Genomic DNA, 17,127 nt, shown 5'->3' with positions numbered 1-17,127 from the left:
AGATGACAGAGTTTAACAATCCCCGGCAGGCACTGGCGCACTTCAAGCTTCGCGTGGCCGCCGCGGGCGTGTTCATGTTCGCGTGCTTCGCGCTGATCGGCTGTCGCTTTCTGTACCTGCAGGTCTGGAACTACAATAAATATTCGCTGCAGGCTGACGAAAACCGCATCTCGGTCGCGCCGATCGTGCCGAATCGCGGCATCATCATCGACCGCAACGGCGTGGTGCTCGCGAAGAACTACTCGGCCTACACGCTGGAGATCACGCCATCAAAGCTTGACGGCACGCTGGATGAGGTCATCGAGCAGCTGTCGGGCGTAGTCCATATCGATGCGCGCGACCGCCGCCGCTTCAAGAAGCTGCAGGAGGACTCAAAAAACTTTGAGAGCTTACCGATCCGCACGCGGCTGACCGACGACGAAGTGGCCCGCTTCACCGCGCAGCGCTACCGGTTTCCGGGCGTGGAAGTGCGCGCGCGGCTGTTCCGGCAATACCCGCTCGGTACGACCGCAGCGCACGTAATCGGCTACATTGGCCGTATTTCGCAGCGCGACCAGGAGCGCATCGACGCGACCAGCGAAAAAAACGACAGTGATCCGGAGCACTACGATCCGCGGCTCGATGCGAACAACTACAACGGCACCGACTATATCGGCAAGATTGGCGTCGAGCAGAGCTACGAGACCGAGTTGCACGGCGTAACGGGCTTCGAAGAAGTCGAGGTCACCGCGGGCGGACGCCCGGTGCGCACGCTGTCGCGCACCCAGGCCAAGCCCGGCAACAATCTGCGGCTGTCACTCGATATCGGCCTGCAGCAAAGTGCGGAACAGGCATTTGCAGGCAAGCGCGGCGCGCTGGTCGCAATCGAGCCATCGACGGGCGACGTGCTTGCGTTCGTGTCGTCGCCCAGCTTCGACCCGAACCTGTTCGTCGAGGGCATCGATCAGCCAACCTGGGACGAGCTAAACACGTCACCCGAGCGGCCGCTGCTGAACCGGCCACTGCGCGGCACCTATCCGCCTGGCTCGACATACAAGCCGTTCATGGCACTGGCCGCACTCGCCGCACACAAGCGTACGCCGAACTGGGGCTTCCAGGATCCGGGCTCGTACACATTCGGCGGCCACACGTTCCGCAACGACGTGCCTCAGGGGCAAGGCTGGGTCGACATGTACCGCTCGATCGTCGTATCCAACGACACGTATTACTACATGCTCGCGCACGATCTGGGCGTCAACTCGATTGCGAATTTTATGAAGCAGTGGGGGTTTGGCCAGCAGACCGGCATCGACGTCGAGGGCGAGGCGCGCGGCGTGCTGCCGTCCACCGACTGGAAGAAGCGCGCCTATCGCAAGCCCGAGCAGCAGCGCTGGTACGACGGCGAGACGATCAGCCTCGGCATCGGCCAGGGCTACAATTCGTATACGATCCTACAACTCGCGCACGCTGTCGCGACGCTGGCGAACAACGGCGTGATCATGAAACCTCACTTGGTCAAGGATGTCGAGAACCCGATCACGCGCGAATGCCGGCTGACGGTGCCCAAGCCCAGCGGCCGCATCCAAGGCATCACGCAGGCGGACATCGACGTCGTCAAGCACGCGATGAAAGGCGTGATGGACAGCGCTTCAGGCACCGCGTACAAGATCTTTGGTAACGCGCCCTATACGTCGGCCGGCAAGACCGGTACGGCGCAGGTATTTTCGCTGCAGGGCCAGAAATACCGTGCGCATGCGCTGGCCGAGCACCTGCGTGACCACGCGCTGTTCATCGCGTTCGCGCCGGTCGAGCGCCCGCAGATCGCGCTCGCATTGATCGTCGAGAATGGCGGCTGGGGAGCCCGGACGGCCGGCCCGATTGCCCGTAAAGTGCTTGACTATTACCTGATCGACCGCGTCAAGCCCGGTGCCGAAGCCGCCGCCGTCGCAATGGCGGCATCGGCGACCGACCTCGGCAGCGCGCCGGTGATCGGCGGCGCACAGACCCCGATGCAAGCCGCGCTGCCAGCGTCGGTGGCCCGTAGCAGCGCCGCATTCGCGCCACAGGCCGCATCGAGCCCGGCCGTCGCAGCGGCGGGGTCATCTGCGTCAGCACTTGCGGATGCCGCGTGCAAGAGGACTCGCGGCGGTCTGTCATGCAGCGAGGCGAGCGCTACGAGTGCTACGAGCGCCGCGGGCGCGTCAGCGGCAGGCGCCGTGGGCGATAGCACCGCCACTTCGGGCAGTCCGTATACCGGCAGCGGCGACGACATGCCCCCCGTCCAACAACCCCTACCCGATCCGTATGAGCCCCCATCGGATCAGGGGCCACGTGCGCCGGCCGACACGCTGACCGGCGCGCCGCAACGCGCGCGGGTCACGTTGAATCGATCCGGGAACACGCACATCGCTGCCCCGGCGCACTAGGAGTCGCCATGCCCATCGAGCCCCGCGTGCTATTCGGACGCGCAAAACGGATGTTCGCCGGCTTTGACAAGCCACTTGCGTTGATCGTCTTCTTGTTGCTATGCGTAGGCCTGTTCACGCTGTACAGCGCCAGCATGGACGTACCCGGACGCGTCGAGGACCAGGTCCGCAATATCCTGCTCACGTTCGTACTGATGTGGGCAATCGCGAACGTGCCGCCGCAGACGCTGATGCGCTTTGCCGTGCCCGCCTACTCGTTCGGCGTGGCACTGCTGATCGCCGTGGCGCTGTTCGGCTTGACTAAGAAAGGCGCCAAGCGCTGGATCAATGTCGGCATCGTGATCCAGCCGTCTGAAATCCTGAAAATTGCCATGCCGCTGATGCTCGCGTGGTACTACCAGCGACGCGAGGGCGTGATACGGTGGTACGACTACCTGGTCGGCCTGATCATCCTGGCTGTGCCGGTCGGGCTGATCGCCAAACAGCCCGACTTGGGTACTGCGATACTGGTGCTGTCCACGGGGCTGTTCGTAATCTACTTTGCGGGCCTGAGCTTCAAGCTCATCGTGCCGCTGTTGCTGGCACTGGTGATCGGCATCGGCTCATTGATCGCAACCGAGGACCGGATCTGTCAGCCGGACGTGCAATGGGTTCTGCTGCACGACTACCAAAAGCACCGCGTCTGCACGCTGCTCGATCCAAGCTCAGACCCGCTTGGCAAAGGATTTCACACGATCCAGGCGGTCATCGCGATCGGCTCCGGCGGGACCTTCGGCAAAGGCTGGCTCAAGGGAACACAGGCACACTTGGAATTCATCCCGGAAAAACATACGGACTTTATTTTCGCCGTGTTCTCCGAAGAGTTCGGCCTGGCCGGCGGGCTCGTGCTGCTGTTCCTGTACCTGCTGCTCGTCGCGCGTGGTCTGTACATCGCGACCAACGGCGCCACGCTATTCGGCCGGCTGCTGGCCGGGGCGCTGTCACTGTCCCTCTTCATCTATGCATTCGTCAATATCGGCATGGTCAGCGGCATTCTGCCCGTGGTCGGCGTACCGCTGCCGTTCATGAGCTACGGCGGCACCGCGCTGATCACGCTGGGCATCGCGATCGGGATGATCATGAGCGTGGCGCGACAAAAGCGCCTAATGCAAAGCTGACGACCGGCGGGCGACGTACTGCGCAGTCATGTCACCGACCTCGGCGGCCTTGTACGAATAGGACGACTGCGCGTTCTCGCACACCGTGCCGCGCCCGTCCAGGAACGGGTCGAACAACGGTTCGGCCACGCGAAGACGGGGTTTCAGCCAATGGGTCAGCATGCTCATCGTGCCACTCCAGTGCAGAGGGCACGACCTATGCCCGCTCAGTCGCGGGTGATATCGGCCCAGCAATTGGGTGTCTCGTACAAGCGTACCTTAGCCAGCCGCAGATTGATGCCGTAATGCGCATCATAGACGTGGGCCAGGATCTCGAACGCCTTGGCCGCCAGATTCTCGACGGTCGGGATTCGGTCCAGCACGACCGTCTTGTGGCCGGGCAGCGTATCGAGGAACGAACGGACCGCCACGTCCTGCTCATAGACGATGAACGCGTGATCCCACACGTTCACCAAGTGCTCTATCGCCAGCCGCTTCACGTCGGCAAAGTCCATCACCATGCCGCGATCCGGCGCGCCTTCCGTGTCGACGAGATCGCCCTGTAGCGTGATTTCCAGCACATACCGGTGGCCGTGCAGGTTCCTGCACTGGCTGCGGTGATCCGGAATACGGTGGCCTGCGTCGAATTCGAGTTTGCGCGTAATGGTTAGCACGGTGGTCCAGCGCCTGGTTCAGGGAATGTTCAAGTACTTATGCGTCTGCATCGACAGGCGCCATTGCGGATGCCGCTTGCACCAATCCACGGCCAGCTTCGTGTTCAGTTCGCGCGACGGACCGTCCATCGGTTGCACGAGAAAATGCTCGAAATCCAGCCGCGCGTATTCCGATAACGGCTGGTTGTCCTGCGGGATCACGACCTTCAGTTCATTGCCGCGCGTCACGACGACGGACGAGCCGGCCTTCGGGCTCACGCAGACCCAATCGATGCCGGGTAGCACCGGCAGGGTGCCGTTGGTCTCAACCGCGATGACGAATCGCTCGCGGTGCAGCGCGTCGATCAACGCCGCATCGAGCTGCAACATCGGCTCGCCGCCAGTACAAACGACAAAACGGTATTGTGCCGCAGCCTCGCCAGGCGGCCACAGCGACGCGATCTTCGCCACAAGCACATCGGCATCGCGATATTTGCCGCCGTTCTCGCCGTCGGTGCCGACAAAATCGGTGTCGCAAAAGCGGCATACCGCATCCGCGCGGTCCTGTTCGCGGCCCGACCACAGGTTGCAGCCCGCAAAGCGGCAAAACACCGCCGGCCGACCGGCATTGGCGCCCTCTCCCTGCAACGTGTAGAAGATTTCCTTGACCGCGTACGTCATCTCACTGCCTGTCCCTAAAGCGTTAAAGCGACGCGGGATCGACGCGCCCGCCATGCCGAAACGCGTGGTAGCCGCGTGCACGCAATCTGCATGCCGGACACACGCCACAACCGAAGCCCCAATCGTGCAATTCAGCCCGCTCGCCGACATAGCATGTATGCGTCTCAACGCGGATCAGCTCGACCAGCGCTTCGCCGCCGATCGATTCCGCAAGCCGCCATGTGTCCGCCTTATCCAGCCACATCAGCGGGGTTTCGAGCACGAAACGCTGGTCCATGCCCAGATTCAGCGCCACTTGCAGCGCCTTCATCGTGTCATCACGACAATCTGGATATCCGGAAAAATCAGTTTCACACATGCCGCCCACCAGCACATCAAGCCCGCGCCGGTACGCAACCGCTGCCGCGATCGTCATAAACATCAAGTTGCGGCCTGGCACGAATGTGTTTGGCAACCCGTTGGCCTGGGTCTCGATCTGGATTTCGCGCGTCATTGCCGTGTCGCTGATTGCGCCCAGCACTGACAAGTCGACGCGATGGTCGTCGCTGAGCGTCTGTTTCCATTGAGGAAACGCGCGGATCAACGCATCGCGGAACCCATCGCGGCATTCCAGTTCGACGCAGTGCCGCTGCCCATAGTCGAAGCCGATGGTTTCGACGCGATCGTAGCGCGAAAGCGCCCATGCCATGCAAGTGGCCGAGTCCTGCCCACCGGAAAACAATACGAGCGCGCCGCGTTGGGCGTCTGTCCGAGTCACCGTGGTACTCCTTCGATGAGATGCAGGCGGTATAGGCCGGCGCCGTGCAGGCCACGACGCGCGAGTGTGATACCGGCCATCGGCCTACCGGAACTGCCGGAGGGCGGCAACAGTGGATTTTATCATGCGGATCCGCTGGACGCAGGCACGTCGGCCAATCTGGCACCGCGCTTGCACAAGCGCGAGACCAGTTCCAGGAAGCGGCGATTCGCCGCCTGGGGGCCGTATTCTTGTGCGCGCGCAAGCCCGCGTGATATCAAATCCCTGCGTAACGCATCATCCGTCAGTACGCGCTGCAACCCCTCTGCCATCGCGGCCGCGTCACCGACCGGCACCAGCACTCCCGCTTCGCCGTCAGCAAGCACTTCCCGAGGACCGCTCGGGCAATCGCTTGACACGACCGGCGTACCAAGGGCCATTGCCTCGAGCAGCACCATCCCAAAACCCTCGGAACGGCTACTTAGGACCAACACGCGCGCATGTCGCATGAGCGGAAACGGATTCGCACGAAAGCCGGCAAACATGACGCTATCGGCCAGCCCAAGACGGCTAACCCGCTGCTCCAATACCGGTCGGTAAGGACCCTCACCAACCAGCACGAGCATCGCGTCGCCATGGCCGCGCTCGCGCATCCGTGCGTACGCGTCCAATAACGTTTCATAATCTTTTTGATCGCCATCAAGCCGCGCAACCGATACGATGTACGAGCAGTCCGGCACGTCGGAAGGGGCCTGCGAAAGCGCACGAATCACCGTCGCGTCCACAACGTTCGGCAATTCGACAACACCACGCAACTGTGCACCGAACATCTGTCGCGCCTCGGCCGCCATACCAGCGTTGAGCGTGGCCAAGCATGCGTAGCGTGCGTATTGGCGCGCAAGGCGTCTGACCTTCGCTGGCCGGTCACTGAGCCGCGCTGCCAGACTAAAGTGGCTAACACCGATCCAAGGCTTGCCTCCCGCTCCGGCATGCTGCCGTAACGATAAATCGAAGTCGCAGATCAAATCATAGTGGACGGCAAGCGCACCGATCTTGCGTGCAAACATCAAGCGCAAGCATGGACGCAGCAATAGTTGCTGCACGAGCCGGCCAGCTCGACTGAGCCGGCCACGCAGCCGCAGCACCTCCAGATGGTATTGCCATCGCCGATCGGCGAGAAAGTGTACGCGCACATCGTCTGGCAAACGGGCCCGAAAATGCTGTTCAAATGCGTCCGTAGAAAATCCGACGATCAAATCGATCGCAAACATGCTACGGTCCAATGCGTGCAGCCATCCGATCAGTGCGGTCTCGGTACCGCCATGTCCGAAGTGGTCGATATAAAACGCGATACGAAACGGCTTCAGATCCGGCGTGCACGCCGCGTACATGTCGTGTTGCATGGCCATCCGGGTCCTGCTTCTCCGTTACTTAAAACGCCGAACGTATTGTGGCACAACCGGCACTGCATGGATCATGCGTTGGACAAACGAAAAACCCAAGAACCTTTCGGCTCTTGGGTTTTTGTCAATCAATCAGTGGTGGCCTAGGGCGGAATCGAACCACCGACACGCGGATTTTTAAAACGTCCCGCAAGAACCACACCCTTGTCAGACAAGGCCTCGCGGCCTTCCAAGAAGCGAAAAGCGGCCTGAAATACTATATAACTCGGCACAATCCTGACACAGCTCGGTTCATTTTTGGCACACGCTGGTTTAGCCGATTAGCCCCGCCTGTCGTCGGCATTGTAACAAAAGCCAGAAGTGGCCTCGGTTGTCATGAGCCCGGCGCACCCATGCTCGCGATATGCCGCCACCCAGCTGCGCACCGCAGAAATATCGACATCATGCCGCTTGGCGACAGTCTTCAGGCCCGACTGACCCGACAAATAATCTTTAACTACTCGCAGCTTCTGCTGCTCGGTGTACCTGCTCATGAAGCCCCCGAGAGGTTAGCGTCCAACTTTTCGGGGTCGGTTCACTGCGGGCCGACACCGGGCGCACCGAAAGCTGAATGACGCAGTCACCGGCATACGGTCAAGCCCCCCGCGAGGGGCGACGTAGGGTGGAGGAAGCGCTGCGATTGAAAAGATGCTAAAATCGATGCTAAATTGCATCAAAATTAGAGGAGAAGTCTTCATGCGAACCACTGTCACCATTGACGATGCTCTTTACCAAAAGGCGCTGGAAATCGCCGATCCCAACATGGACAAATCGGACATCTTTCGTGAAGCCATCAAGACTTTCGTGAGGGTACAAGCAGCCAAGCGTTTAGCTGCGCTGGGCGGTACGATGACAGATATGCAAGACGTGCCACGCCGCCGTACGGAGCCAGGCGAAAGATGAGCGTACTCGTCGATACTTCGGTATGGGTGAGCCACTTCAGGAGCCGCAACAATGCTTTGATCGACTTGATCGAAGCCGACTTGGCACTGACTCACCCTATGGTCTTGATTGAGCTTGCCTGCGGGACACCCCCGGCTCCACGTACCCAGACACTCAACGATATCGGGTTGTTGCAGCCCGCCAATCAAGCGAGCTTGACAGAAGTGATGGCGTTCATCGAACACGAAAAGCTGCATGGGCTTGGCTGCGGGCTAGTTGACGTGGCATTGCTCGCTTCAACGTTGATCACGCCAGGCGCGCAACTATGGACACTGGACAAGCGCCTTGCCGATTTGTCGGCACGTTTTGGTGTGGCACATCATTCCAAATTGCACTAGAAAAGGGGTTCGACGATTGGGGCGTCAAAGTATGACTCCGAAGCGAGCCGACATCAACGTGCTCGCGTGGGCATCTTCTCAACCGGTCGCCGCGCAGTTTTTTTCCTCGACTACAGAAGTGGTCGCGCGAATTCAGACAGTCGGATAAGTAAAACGGCCGAGGCCTGAGCCAGCGATAATGCAAGCAAAGGAACCGGAGAAATGACGAAACGAACCTGACGCACGCACTCAGCAGCGTTCAAAGCCAAAGTGGCCCTGGCGGCAGTCAAGGGCGTCGAGCCTGGCGGATCAGACGCCGGATCAAGCATACTTCGCAACGCTGCCCGCGACTAAATTGGCAGTATGACTGCCCCGGACGTTTCACTTAAAAAACTTAGAAAAATGTCCGAACGAGCGAGGCCACCTCTATCAAGCGAACGCTGCCTCCGAAGTTTTACCCGTGCCTCACATCAGTGCGTGCATTCCACAACTCGATGCGCATTCGCGACATACTCTGCCGCCTTTATTCAATTTGAGCAATTGTGTGGTGCTACGGTAAGCAATCCATTATCCGCCAAAACTATAGCCAACTATTACTCATGGCTGTATTCACGCGCACGCCTTCGGTTACCCTGCCGCGCAGCATCGCGTGGTACGACATCTTTCCTCTTCTTTTGAGCTGGTTCATGGACTTTGATTTGAATGCGCTCTTGAATCTCTTCCAAAGCCATACATACGTGGTGGATACTCGCCCCAAACCCGCCGCATCGGCACCGCCGCCACCATCAAGCGGTGTGTTGACGAACCTGCCGACCAGACAACTTACGACGTATCGCGACCTACCACCCGAGTTGATCGCGCGCATTGGTGAGCATCTGCCTGTTCAAGACGTAATGTCGTTCTCCACAGTCGATTGGCGCACGTATCGTGCGATGGAGGCTAAGCGGGAAATCTACCGCTATTGGCAACAGGCCAGGCAGACCGTGAGTCTCGAGTCGATGAACCAACTGCTGGACGAGATGGGCGGCGCGCTTAAAAATCTAGCACCGCATGCCGAACCCCTCGACGCGCTGCGCCAGCGGCTGCAAGCATTACCGGAAAACGAGCAGGTCGATGCTTTCAAGCGTGTGTTCGCCACCGCCCAACATATCCCACAGGATGGCGTACGTATACAAAAGGCGATGTTGCCCACGTTGCGAGATTTTCCATGGCACCGACGTGCTGAGCTGTTCGACTTCGTGTACGCAATGGCGGAACAGCGCTCGCCCGGGCAGGATAACATTTGGACGAGTCTGACGTCCGGCTTGTGGGCCTTACCGTTCGGCACCTCTCCGTTCGTCGAGCGTTATCAAGTGCTTTTGGCTCGGCTGCCGTTATTGAGCGTGGCAGAGCAAGCGGAGTTGATCCCAGAATTGTCTGGGCTGCTATTTCACTTTAATGAGGGGGATCCACGCATCTCTGGACTGTATGCGGTTTTACACGAACACGCCTTGCGGCTGCCCCCATCTCATCAGGGTGCTCCAGTCGGTGCGTTGGCAGGCGACACGTGGGTTTTGCCAAAGGCAGAGCGGCACGCACAATACATCCAGATGCGCGATCGGGCGTTGGCATTGCCCGACGAGCAGTGGGCCATCGCACTGCGATATTTGCCTAAAGGACTCGATGAGCTGCTGCCCAATCAACAAGTGCGGGAGCTCACGTTGCTTGAAAGGCACTTAGCGCGCGTGCCTGAGGCACAGCGCACACACGTGGCGGTCGGATTACTCCAATGCATTCAATTTATGGACGAGACGCTATCCAAACAGGTCTGGCGGCAGGCGCTGAGCCTACTGAATGGCGCGGACGAAGCCGCATTCTGGGATGTGCTGAGCGAGCTTCGCGAAAAGTGGATTCTGTTTTCGTTGGGGCCGGATCATTGGCGCTTGGCGATAGTCGAAATCAAACGATTTATGAAAACCAATGGGTTTTCCAAAACCTTCCGTAAAAAAATCCAGGACAGTTCTGCATGGCTGAAAAGCCGCCCCTCTTAACGGCCATTCACCAAGAGCGTGCCGACCACCCCATAAGGCCTGTCCGGCACGCCTGTTTAGCACCACGGCTGGGACCGCCTGACGATCCCAGCCCTCGTCCCGGAGCCATCGGATAGCGTGGCTCACGCCAATGCTTTGTTTCCCCGCGCAGTCTTTCGTGATGCCAAGCTTGTTATACAAGCCGCGTGGATACATTTGAGTCGTTAGCCGTCTCGAAGAGGATTTTCCCATAAACCCAAACTCGACGTCTCGCCCTTCCTCGATTAATACAAGCACGCCCAGTATATCGACCACGTCACCCAGCATTTCGCAACATTCGAATACTGCCTTGTTACAGGCAAATCCGCCTTCCACATCCTCGCCGCTTGCGGGATTGCGTCGCCGCAATAGCCGCGCCAGCATTCAAAGCAACGAATCCGATTCAGTGGAAATATCCTGTGCCTCGATACTCTCGCCGTTGCAAAGTTGCCTGCCATGTTTTAAACCCAAGCTGACGCCAGAGCAGCTCTGTAACAAGGCAGTCGAGTACGCAGTGACATCCGCAAAACTTGGCTCGAACAATAGAACGTCGAATAACAAGGAATACACTGCCTTGTCTGGCAAGATGTGCTGGGATGCAGTCAAGTACTGTGCACTCAAAGCGGAAATCATCACGGAGGATCAGTTCGAATCGATGAGTGGCAAAACCGATTTGATCACACCATCCGACACACGGATAAGCAATGCCAATGAGCTGAGAACTGTGCCGCCTGGGCGCACCCTCGGCTTTTTCGACGGCGACACAACCTGGCACGTGATGCTCACTACCACTGAAGGTAAAGCTGCCGGAAACAAAAATGACTGTGTTGGCATTGGCAATCCGGTCGGCTGGGAAGAGCTGGACTTGAACAAACTAAAATGGAATGGTGACGGCCATGTGCTCGCTCCGGTGGGCCGTAATCTGCAGAGCGGTGAACCCGAGTACAAGCCTCTCGTACTCACCTATCGACCAATTAGCGACATCGGTCGAACGCCCAACTAGGAGCAGACATAAGTTAATCGCATTCAACGCAAGCGAACCGACGCTGCGTCAAGGCTTCACGGTTGCCCAGGAACTCGGTCACTCCACGCGCGAGGAGAAGCTGCCCGCGAATATCAAAGTTGACGCTCTTCCGAATCGATGGCAAGCTACTACGAGGTGCTGAACACACCATCACAGGCGGAAAACCGCTCCCGTCAGTTAAGCGGCTTTTTTGCGTCCATAGGTTTCGTGTTGTCCTAGTTGCGTAGGCAACACTTGCTTATGGCCGGGTGGCGCGCAGCTATACAAGACCCGTAAGGGGAAATCTGCGGGCGGCCCTGTGACCGTGTTCAAGTGCCCGGCCGCCTCTCTGAACAGGAGGCGAATTGAATAAATTCACAGGAAGTCCCTATGTCCGCCCTCTCTCTCCAGTCCTTTCAATGGGGCAGTATTAGCCTTTTCCAAATTGTCCACCTCAACGGCATTCCTCACGCGACGAAAAGTCGGCTAGCCGTCTGGCCGACGCCGAATTTGGCGCTACTTGGCCAAGCCATGGCGCAATTGCCGTCGGAGGTGTGATATGTCGCTCACCCGACCACTGCCCCCCTACGCCAGGTATCCGAGACCATCGCCAATGCCAGTCACGGAATCGATGCATTGTGCGAGTTGCTTGGCAAGACTGATACTGGACAGGTACATGCACAGTCGGTTTATCTATCACTGGACCCGTTGCGCCGTCAGTTGATAAGCGCATCGAGTGATCTAGACGACATACTGTGAGCTTTGCCGCCCCTTGCCACCGCGAGGGGCATCATGCGCATTAAAGTGCACCATTCGCGCATCAAAACGCATCATTTTGTTGCACGCTCAAATGCCCTCAGGCCCGCACATTGCGGGCCTTCCCGCCACATCCCGAATGCATTAAAAGTGCTGTGACAAGCGAAGCGGGCAGGCGAGGAGGGGACTGCGCGACGACGGCTACAGCGCTCGCAGGTGCGTCCCCCTCGTCCCGCTGAAATGGCCACTGCGACGCGACAGCAGGCTCCGCAGCGGCCTCGCGCGGGCCGGCTGACCCTGTCCCCGCAAGGCAATAAAAAGGCGACGGCACATAGACAGCGCGCGGGCACGCGAGCGCGCCGTGCCGAATATCATGAAAACCAGTACGACGATCATGCACTGCTGACGGCCGCCGCAGGCGCCGCGGCTCGCGTCCCTCAGCCCACGGAACGGGGACAAGCGCGAACAAGCAGTCGCCACAGCGTCCCCCATAGGTTACAATAGCGTCATGTTCAAAGTTCTGACCACCCCCTAATTCGACGAGTGGCTCGACGAGGTTCGCGACCCGATCGCAAGCGCGGCGATTAACGTTCGCATCGAGCGTGCAAAGCTCGGCAATCTTGGATACTGGCGTGCTGTCGGCGAAGGCGTCTGCGAGATGAAGATCGACGTTGGTCTAGGCTACCGCGCCTACTTCGTGCGACGGGGCAAAATCATCGTCGTGCTGCTATGCGGTGGTGACAAATCGACGCAGAAAAAAGACATCAAACTGGCGAAAAAGCTCGCCGGCGAACTGGAGGATTAAGTATGAAAATCAGCGAACTGACTGAATTCGACGGCTCGAAGTACCTGAAGGACGAAGAAACGGTTCGTCACTATCTGGCGCAAGCGTTCGAAGATGGGGATCCGCGCCTGATTCAAGCCGCGCTCGGGAACGTCGCGAAGACGCGCGGGATGACGGCGCTCGCGCGCGAGTCCGGTGTGAAGCGGGAAGCGCTCTATCGCGCTCTGTCAGAAGGCGGAAACGCGGAGTTCGCAACAGTCATGAAGGTTGTGCGCGCGTTGGGACTGCATCTGACCATCACTGCATCGCCCGTGCATGCGGCGGAACCTGCGCCCGCGCCGACGCCAACTCGGGCGCGCGCGCGTACCGCCGCGCACGCATAACGTCATTGGCGGCCGAATGCGATCGGTGTCGCGTCGGCCCAAGCGCAACTATGCAGCCGGTGTCGCCGGCGCAATGGCGTATGGACCGAAGCGAGCCCGCTCCGCGCCCTGGAAACCGCCCGGTAACCCACCACACAAGGCCCGACGGCTGGTCGAGCGGACGCATTAGAACCACCGGGTCAAGCGAAGCGGGCAGGCGAGGAGGGGACTGCGCGACGGCGGCCGCGACGGACGCATCTGCCCCTAGCAGGGGTGCTTCGCCAAGTGGTACTGACATGACCAGAAAGAGCCTACATGGCCTTCGATCCGTATGGGTCCAGAGAACCTCGCGCGCCGCAATAGCACAGCAGCTCGTGAAACTACCCTCAAACGCTGCCTGTCGCTTAAACAGCCGCCAGCAACGAGCGCTCGAATTTTTTGAGGATACAAAAAATCGTTGCGACGTATATTTTTGGGGATACAATAATCTCGATGAAAATAACCTTTGACCAGACGAAGCGGGACGCCACGCTTGCTGAGCGGGGGATCGCCTTCGAAGACGCGGCAGTAATCTTTGAGGGCAGAACGCTTGATATGGTCGATGACCGGTTCGACTATGGCGAAGAGTGGATCGTCACGGTTGGCCATCTCGATGGCCGGATGATGATCGTAGTGTGGACAGCACGAGGCGGTGCCCGGCACGTTATATCGATGAGAAAGGCAAATGAACGCGAGAAAAAGCGCTTTGAGCAGCGACTTGGCAAAGGCTGACGCGCGCGGCGTCAAGCCAGCCGATTATGAGGAAATCCCAGAACTCGGTGACGAGTTCTTCGAGCAAGCGGACGAACACCGCGCAGGCATGCTCATGAAACGTGGTCGGGGCCGGCCAGCAGGATCAAAGAAGCAGCAGATGAACCTGCGCATCGACCTGGACGTGATCGAAGCCTATAAGGCACAGGGCGAAGGCTGGCAGACCCGCATGAATGAGGCCCTGCGCGACTGGGCGAAGAGCCACGGCATGATGCGTTAGGCCGATGCTGCGCTGATGGCTGACGCGGTGCCACTCGCGGCAGGCATATCGATCACATACGGCACAAACTGCACGATTTCGTCACCCGCCCACGCGTTGAACGCGAGGAACTGCGCCTGCAATGGCGCAATTTCATTGCGGCCAAACACCTTCGCGGCGGTGTCCGCTGCGCCAAAGCCGCCGGTGTTGCCCGGCACGATCCCCAACAACTGTGGCGGCACGCGGTGCGCAGCGAGCAAATCGTCGCGTGTGACGTTCTTAATATTGAAGAACTCGTCTTTGGCGGCCACTTCCGACACCGGAATCAGCTGGATCCCGTCTTTTTTGCCATGAGGCGCGTAGTAAAAAAGGTTACGGAAATTGCCCGGCCCCTTCGCGCTTTTGAGCGCGGCGCGCATGTCGTCGATGTCGTCCTGATTCTGTGCCGGATCGGTCACGTACAGAATAAAGCCGGCGTGACTGCCGTTCTCATAGTAGCGGCGGCGAAACAGCGTCGATGACTCGTTAAGCCACGCCGCGTGCAACGCGCCGAGGTACTCGGGCAAGCCGTACACCTCCTGATTCACGTCCGGCTCGATCAAATGGTGGATTGTGCCGGGCGCAAATTCGTGCACGGGCCGCCATCCATCTGTCTGTGCATACCGCCCCAGGTCCGTTGCGCGACGCACGTACTTGGCTGGCACCGCTTCAAATTTGAGCGTGCCGCCCAGCCGGTTCCTTTGCCGCTCGATATACCCGTTGCCGAACATTAAGAAATCGAGCGCCCAGCGGCGGAACGTATCACGCGACAGCAGCCGATGCGGCACGAACGTGGACGCGAGTACGTTGCGCTTGAAGTACAGCGCCGACGCGTGATGCGTGCCAGCCCGGAACGACTTCGCTAAGCCCGACCAGCTCACCGGCGGCTCGTACCAGCCATTGATGGTCGCCAACTCCGTATAGTCGAGCAGCTCGGCGCGATTGAGCACCGGCACGGGATCGCCAAACGTGAAGGCGCTCGCCCAGCCAGGACGGCGTCGAGCCAACATGTTGTGAGCGCGCCTTTGCCGCTCGTTTTTTCCCATCATGAACAGATCTCCATAAATCCAGCATGACGAGCCGCCATGCCTTCGAGCGGCTCGTTCGATATCGCGTGCAGCACCGCCCAGGCAAGATCTGCGTGACCGGTTTGCTCGCTGCGACTAGCCTCATACGTCACGTGCCGGCCGCTGGGGGTGATCGTCTTGCGAATGGCCATGAACGACTGCGCTAGGTCGGTCCACCCCGCATCAAACTGCAACCGGGCATGGCCCACCACCGACAGCCCCTTCAGCACGAGCCGGCCCTTCACTTCCGGCGAGTAATTGAACGCAACCACACGCGGGTAAAACTGACGCACGAGCTGATAGACACCCTGCCCGATGCCGGTCGTATCAATCGCCATATACGTGACGGTGTAGCGCTGCGTGATCTGCTCAATGCTGCGCGCTTGGGCTTCGAAGTCCAGGCCGCGCCACTGGTGCTTTTCCAGCACACGGAACGGGCCGTCGGCGACGAGCGGCGGCGCCACGACGACGCACCCGGCCGAATCCCCCGACAGCGCCGGATCGTAGCCCACCCACACCGGGCGGTCACCGACCGGGCGCGCCGCGAGCGGTTTGAAGTCGTCTGCCCACGCCTGCCATGAATCGACCATGCAGCGCTGCAAGTCGGCGAGCCTGAAAATCGACGCGGTGTCGTCGATGAACTGGCACATTAGCAAGTTCGCATACTCGTCGGCACTGTACTCATCACGCAGCTCAGCCAAGTCAAAGAGCGTGCAGCCGGCCGCCGCCGCATCCTCGACGGTGACGATCTGACGCCACTGCCGGTCCTCGCACAGTCGGCCACCGGACAGCGCTTGATGTGAGATGTCTAGGTGGAGGTGCTCGGCCTTTGCCCGTCCGCGGTTGCGGTGCTCGCCACTCCAAAACGGATACGCCTCATGGCTCATGCTCGATGGCGTCGAACAGTAGGTCTTGCGCCAGTGCTGATGCATCGCCATGCCGGAAGCGACTTTGTTCAGTTCGCGAAAGCGCGGCACCCAAAAATACTCGTCGAAATAGAAGTTGCCGTGATAACTCTGAGCGGTACGCGCGTTGGTGCCGAGGAAATACAGTATCGCTTCGTTCGGCAGCACGATCGGATCGCCCGTTAAATCAACGTCGGCCGCTTCGCGCGCGAACTGCGTGATGTACTGGCGGAACACGTGCGCCTGCGCGCGACTGGCGGACAAAAAAATCTGGTTGCGTCCGGTGTCGAGCGCATCGATGAGCGCCTCGCGTGCGAAATACCACGTCGCGCCGATCTGCCGTGACTTCAAAATGTTGCGCGTGCGGTGCTGCCCGGCTCGCCACCACATCTTTTGGTAGTCGAACAGTGACGCACGAAACGCGTCAACCAGGCGGTCGCGTTGCTCGTCACTGAAATCGTTACGCGTTGGCTTTCTCTTCAGCGCGGCGTTACGTGCCGCGATATGGGGATTGAGATCCGCTTCCCTGCCACTTTCGCCGTACTTGCGCACGCGCGCAATGCGCTCCAGTTGGCGCATGAGTAGGTCAATTTCCTTGTAATCGGCGCCGTCCTTCTTATCCTTGGCAATCAGCGTGTTGACACGCATCTCAGTCGTAAACTCGACCGTATCGATCGGCGACGCGTTATGCCAGCCGTCACGTCGCTTCCATGACTCGACGGTCGCCCGTTTGAGATTTAGATGGCGCGCGATGGACGACACGCGCCAGCCCTGCCAGTACAGCGCACAGGCTTGCTTGCGAGGGTCAACAGAAAGCGGGCGATAGGCAATGTCCGGCATGC

Annotated in this window: 18 protein-coding genes and 1 pseudogene; 11 read left to right on the top strand and 8 right to left on the bottom strand. The window is 59.6% G+C overall.

Going from position 1 to position 17,127, the window contains the following annotated elements:
* Window positions 1–2 precede the first annotated feature (2 nt).
* Window positions 3–2,405, top strand: coding sequence for a penicillin-binding protein 2 (gene mrdA / locus IHE30_RS11465; RefSeq protein ID WP_337690724.1), 2,403 nt, complete (start codon window positions 3–5; stop codon window positions 2,403–2,405).
* A gap of 8 nt (window positions 2,406–2,413) precedes the next feature.
* Window positions 2,414–3,562 (top strand): rod shape-determining protein RodA, encoded by a 1,149-nt coding sequence (gene rodA, locus IHE30_RS11460; RefSeq protein ID WP_337690723.1) that lies wholly within the window; start codon window positions 2,414–2,416, stop codon window positions 3,560–3,562.
* On the opposite strand, the gene IHE30_RS15195 is transcribed toward rodA, so the two are convergent.
* The 6 genes from IHE30_RS15195 to IHE30_RS11430 all read right to left on the bottom strand — a co-directional run bounded on the left by IHE30_RS15195 (window position 3,548) and on the right by IHE30_RS11430 (window position 7,547).
* Window positions 3,548–3,730 (bottom strand): hypothetical protein, encoded by a 183-nt coding sequence (locus IHE30_RS15195; protein WP_443193651.1) that lies wholly within the window; start codon window positions 3,728–3,730, stop codon window positions 3,548–3,550. The two genes, rodA and IHE30_RS15195, sit on opposite strands and share 15 nt — an antisense overlap.
* 38 nt (window positions 3,731–3,768) lie before the next feature.
* Window positions 3,769–4,215: a 6-carboxytetrahydropterin synthase QueD gene (queD, locus tag IHE30_RS11450; RefSeq protein WP_337690722.1), complete on the bottom strand. Its 447-nt coding sequence runs from the start codon at window positions 4,213–4,215 to the stop codon at window positions 3,769–3,771.
* Window positions 4,216–4,233: 18 nt separating this feature from the next.
* Window positions 4,234–4,875 carry a 7-carboxy-7-deazaguanine synthase gene (queE, locus tag IHE30_RS11445; RefSeq protein WP_337690721.1) on the bottom strand — a complete coding sequence of 214 codons (642 nt, stop codon included), beginning with the start codon at window positions 4,873–4,875 and terminating at the stop codon, window positions 4,234–4,236.
* A 22-nt stretch (window positions 4,876–4,897) separates the two neighbouring features.
* Window positions 4,898–5,632: a 7-cyano-7-deazaguanine synthase QueC gene (gene queC, locus IHE30_RS11440; RefSeq protein WP_337690720.1), complete on the bottom strand. Its 735-nt coding sequence runs from the start codon at window positions 5,630–5,632 to the stop codon at window positions 4,898–4,900.
* Between the two features lie 122 nt (window positions 5,633–5,754).
* Window positions 5,755–7,020, bottom strand: coding sequence for a glycosyltransferase (locus IHE30_RS11435; RefSeq protein ID WP_337690718.1), 1,266 nt, complete (start codon window positions 7,018–7,020; stop codon window positions 5,755–5,757).
* Between the two features lie 314 nt (window positions 7,021–7,334).
* Window positions 7,335–7,547, bottom strand: coding sequence for a transposase (locus tag IHE30_RS11430; protein ID WP_337690716.1), 213 nt, complete (start codon window positions 7,545–7,547; stop codon window positions 7,335–7,337).
* 202 nt (window positions 7,548–7,749) lie between these two features.
* Between IHE30_RS11430 and IHE30_RS11425 the strand changes: the two genes are divergently transcribed.
* The 9 genes and pseudogenes from IHE30_RS11425 (at window position 7,750) to IHE30_RS11390 (ending at window position 14,295) form a co-directional block, all read left to right on the top strand.
* A complete protein-coding gene (locus IHE30_RS11425) occupies window positions 7,750–7,956 on the top strand; it encodes a type II toxin-antitoxin system VapB family antitoxin (RefSeq protein WP_235091378.1) in 207 nt (68 codons plus the stop codon).
* The gene (locus IHE30_RS11420) at window positions 7,953–8,333 is read left to right on the top strand and encodes a type II toxin-antitoxin system VapC family toxin (protein ID WP_337690711.1); all 381 of its coding nucleotides are present in this window, start codon (window positions 7,953–7,955) and stop codon (window positions 8,331–8,333) included. Before IHE30_RS11425 ends, IHE30_RS11420 begins: the two co-directional genes overlap by 4 nt.
* Before the next feature lie 665 nt (window positions 8,334–8,998).
* Window positions 8,999–10,342 (top strand): hypothetical protein, encoded by a 1,344-nt coding sequence (locus IHE30_RS11415; protein ID WP_337690710.1) that lies wholly within the window; start codon window positions 8,999–9,001, stop codon window positions 10,340–10,342.
* 328 nt (window positions 10,343–10,670) lie between these two features.
* On the top strand, window positions 10,671–11,363 hold the full coding sequence (locus tag IHE30_RS11410; protein WP_337690708.1) for a hypothetical protein: 693 nt from the start codon (window positions 10,671–10,673) through the stop codon (window positions 11,361–11,363).
* A complete protein-coding gene (locus IHE30_RS15190; protein ID WP_443193650.1) occupies window positions 11,245–11,526 on the top strand; it encodes an ImmA/IrrE family metallo-endopeptidase in 282 nt (93 codons plus the stop codon). Before IHE30_RS11410 ends, IHE30_RS15190 begins: the two co-directional genes overlap by 119 nt.
* A 1,101-nt stretch (window positions 11,527–12,627) precedes the next feature.
* A pseudogene (locus IHE30_RS11405) lies at window positions 12,628–12,924 on the top strand (type II toxin-antitoxin system RelE/ParE family toxin).
* Window positions 12,925–12,926: 2 nt separating this feature from the next.
* Entirely contained in the window at window positions 12,927–13,286 is a 360-nt protein-coding gene (locus tag IHE30_RS11400) for an addiction module antidote protein (protein WP_337690707.1), read from the top strand.
* 471 nt (window positions 13,287–13,757) lie between these two features.
* Window positions 13,758–14,036, top strand: coding sequence for a BrnT family toxin (locus tag IHE30_RS11395; protein ID WP_337690704.1), 279 nt, complete (start codon window positions 13,758–13,760; stop codon window positions 14,034–14,036).
* Window positions 14,023–14,295, top strand: coding sequence for a BrnA antitoxin family protein (locus tag IHE30_RS11390; protein ID WP_337690703.1), 273 nt, complete (start codon window positions 14,023–14,025; stop codon window positions 14,293–14,295). The genes IHE30_RS11395 and IHE30_RS11390 overlap by 14 nt, the downstream gene beginning before the upstream one ends.
* Here the strand turns inward: IHE30_RS11390 and IHE30_RS11385 are convergent.
* Both IHE30_RS11385 and IHE30_RS11380 read right to left on the bottom strand, forming a co-directional pair.
* Complete coding sequence (locus IHE30_RS11385) at window positions 14,292–15,359, bottom strand: phage portal protein (protein WP_443193655.1); 1,068 nt, start codon at window positions 15,357–15,359, stop codon at window positions 14,292–14,294. The two genes, IHE30_RS11390 and IHE30_RS11385, sit on opposite strands and share 4 nt — an antisense overlap.
* The gene (locus IHE30_RS11380; protein WP_337690699.1) at window positions 15,359–17,125 is read right to left on the bottom strand and encodes a terminase ATPase subunit family protein; all 1,767 of its coding nucleotides are present in this window, start codon (window positions 17,123–17,125) and stop codon (window positions 15,359–15,361) included. The genes IHE30_RS11385 and IHE30_RS11380 overlap by 1 nt, the downstream gene beginning before the upstream one ends.
* Window positions 17,126–17,127 lie beyond the last annotated feature (2 nt).

It is taken from the genome of Mycetohabitans sp. B46, assembly GCF_037389205.1.
GTDB lineage: Bacteria > Pseudomonadota > Gammaproteobacteria > Burkholderiales > Burkholderiaceae > Mycetohabitans.
The sequence above is the reverse complement of the archived record's forward strand: the minus strand, read 5'-3'. Positions and strand labels throughout refer to the sequence as shown.

Excerpts from the sequence above, each read along its gene's own strand:
- IHE30_RS11415 (WP_337690710.1), top strand. The coding sequence starts at position 8,999 with ATGGACTTTGATTTGAATGCGCTCTTGAATCTCTTCCAAAGCCATACA.
- IHE30_RS11435 (WP_337690718.1), bottom strand. The coding sequence starts at position 7,020 with ATGGCCATGCAACACGACATGTACGCGGCGTGCACGCCGGATCTGAAG.
- IHE30_RS11385 (WP_443193655.1), bottom strand. The coding sequence starts at position 15,359 with ATGGGAAAAAACGAGCGGCAAAGGCGCGCTCACAACATGTTGGCTCGA.
- rodA (WP_337690723.1), top strand. The coding sequence starts at position 2,414 with ATGCCCATCGAGCCCCGCGTGCTATTCGGACGCGCAAAACGGATGTTC.
- IHE30_RS11425 (WP_235091378.1), top strand. The coding sequence starts at position 7,750 with ATGCGAACCACTGTCACCATTGACGATGCTCTTTACCAAAAGGCGCTG.
- IHE30_RS11430 (WP_337690716.1), bottom strand. The coding sequence starts at position 7,547 with ATGAGCAGGTACACCGAGCAGCAGAAGCTGCGAGTAGTTAAAGATTAT.
- IHE30_RS15195 (WP_443193651.1), bottom strand. The coding sequence starts at position 3,730 with ATGAGCATGCTGACCCATTGGCTGAAACCCCGTCTTCGCGTGGCCGAA.
- IHE30_RS15190 (WP_443193650.1), top strand. The coding sequence starts at position 11,245 with ATGGTGACGGCCATGTGCTCGCTCCGGTGGGCCGTAATCTGCAGAGCG.
- mrdA (WP_337690724.1), top strand. The coding sequence starts at position 3 with ATGACAGAGTTTAACAATCCCCGGCAGGCACTGGCGCACTTCAAGCTT.
- IHE30_RS11380 (WP_337690699.1), bottom strand. The coding sequence starts at position 17,125 with ATGCCGGACATTGCCTATCGCCCGCTTTCTGTTGACCCTCGCAAGCAA.
- IHE30_RS11395 (WP_337690704.1), top strand. The coding sequence starts at position 13,758 with ATGAAAATAACCTTTGACCAGACGAAGCGGGACGCCACGCTTGCTGAG.
- queE (WP_337690721.1), bottom strand. The coding sequence starts at position 4,875 with ATGACGTACGCGGTCAAGGAAATCTTCTACACGTTGCAGGGAGAGGGC.
- IHE30_RS11400 (WP_337690707.1), top strand. The coding sequence starts at position 12,927 with ATGAAAATCAGCGAACTGACTGAATTCGACGGCTCGAAGTACCTGAAG.
- IHE30_RS11420 (WP_337690711.1), top strand. The coding sequence starts at position 7,953 with ATGAGCGTACTCGTCGATACTTCGGTATGGGTGAGCCACTTCAGGAGC.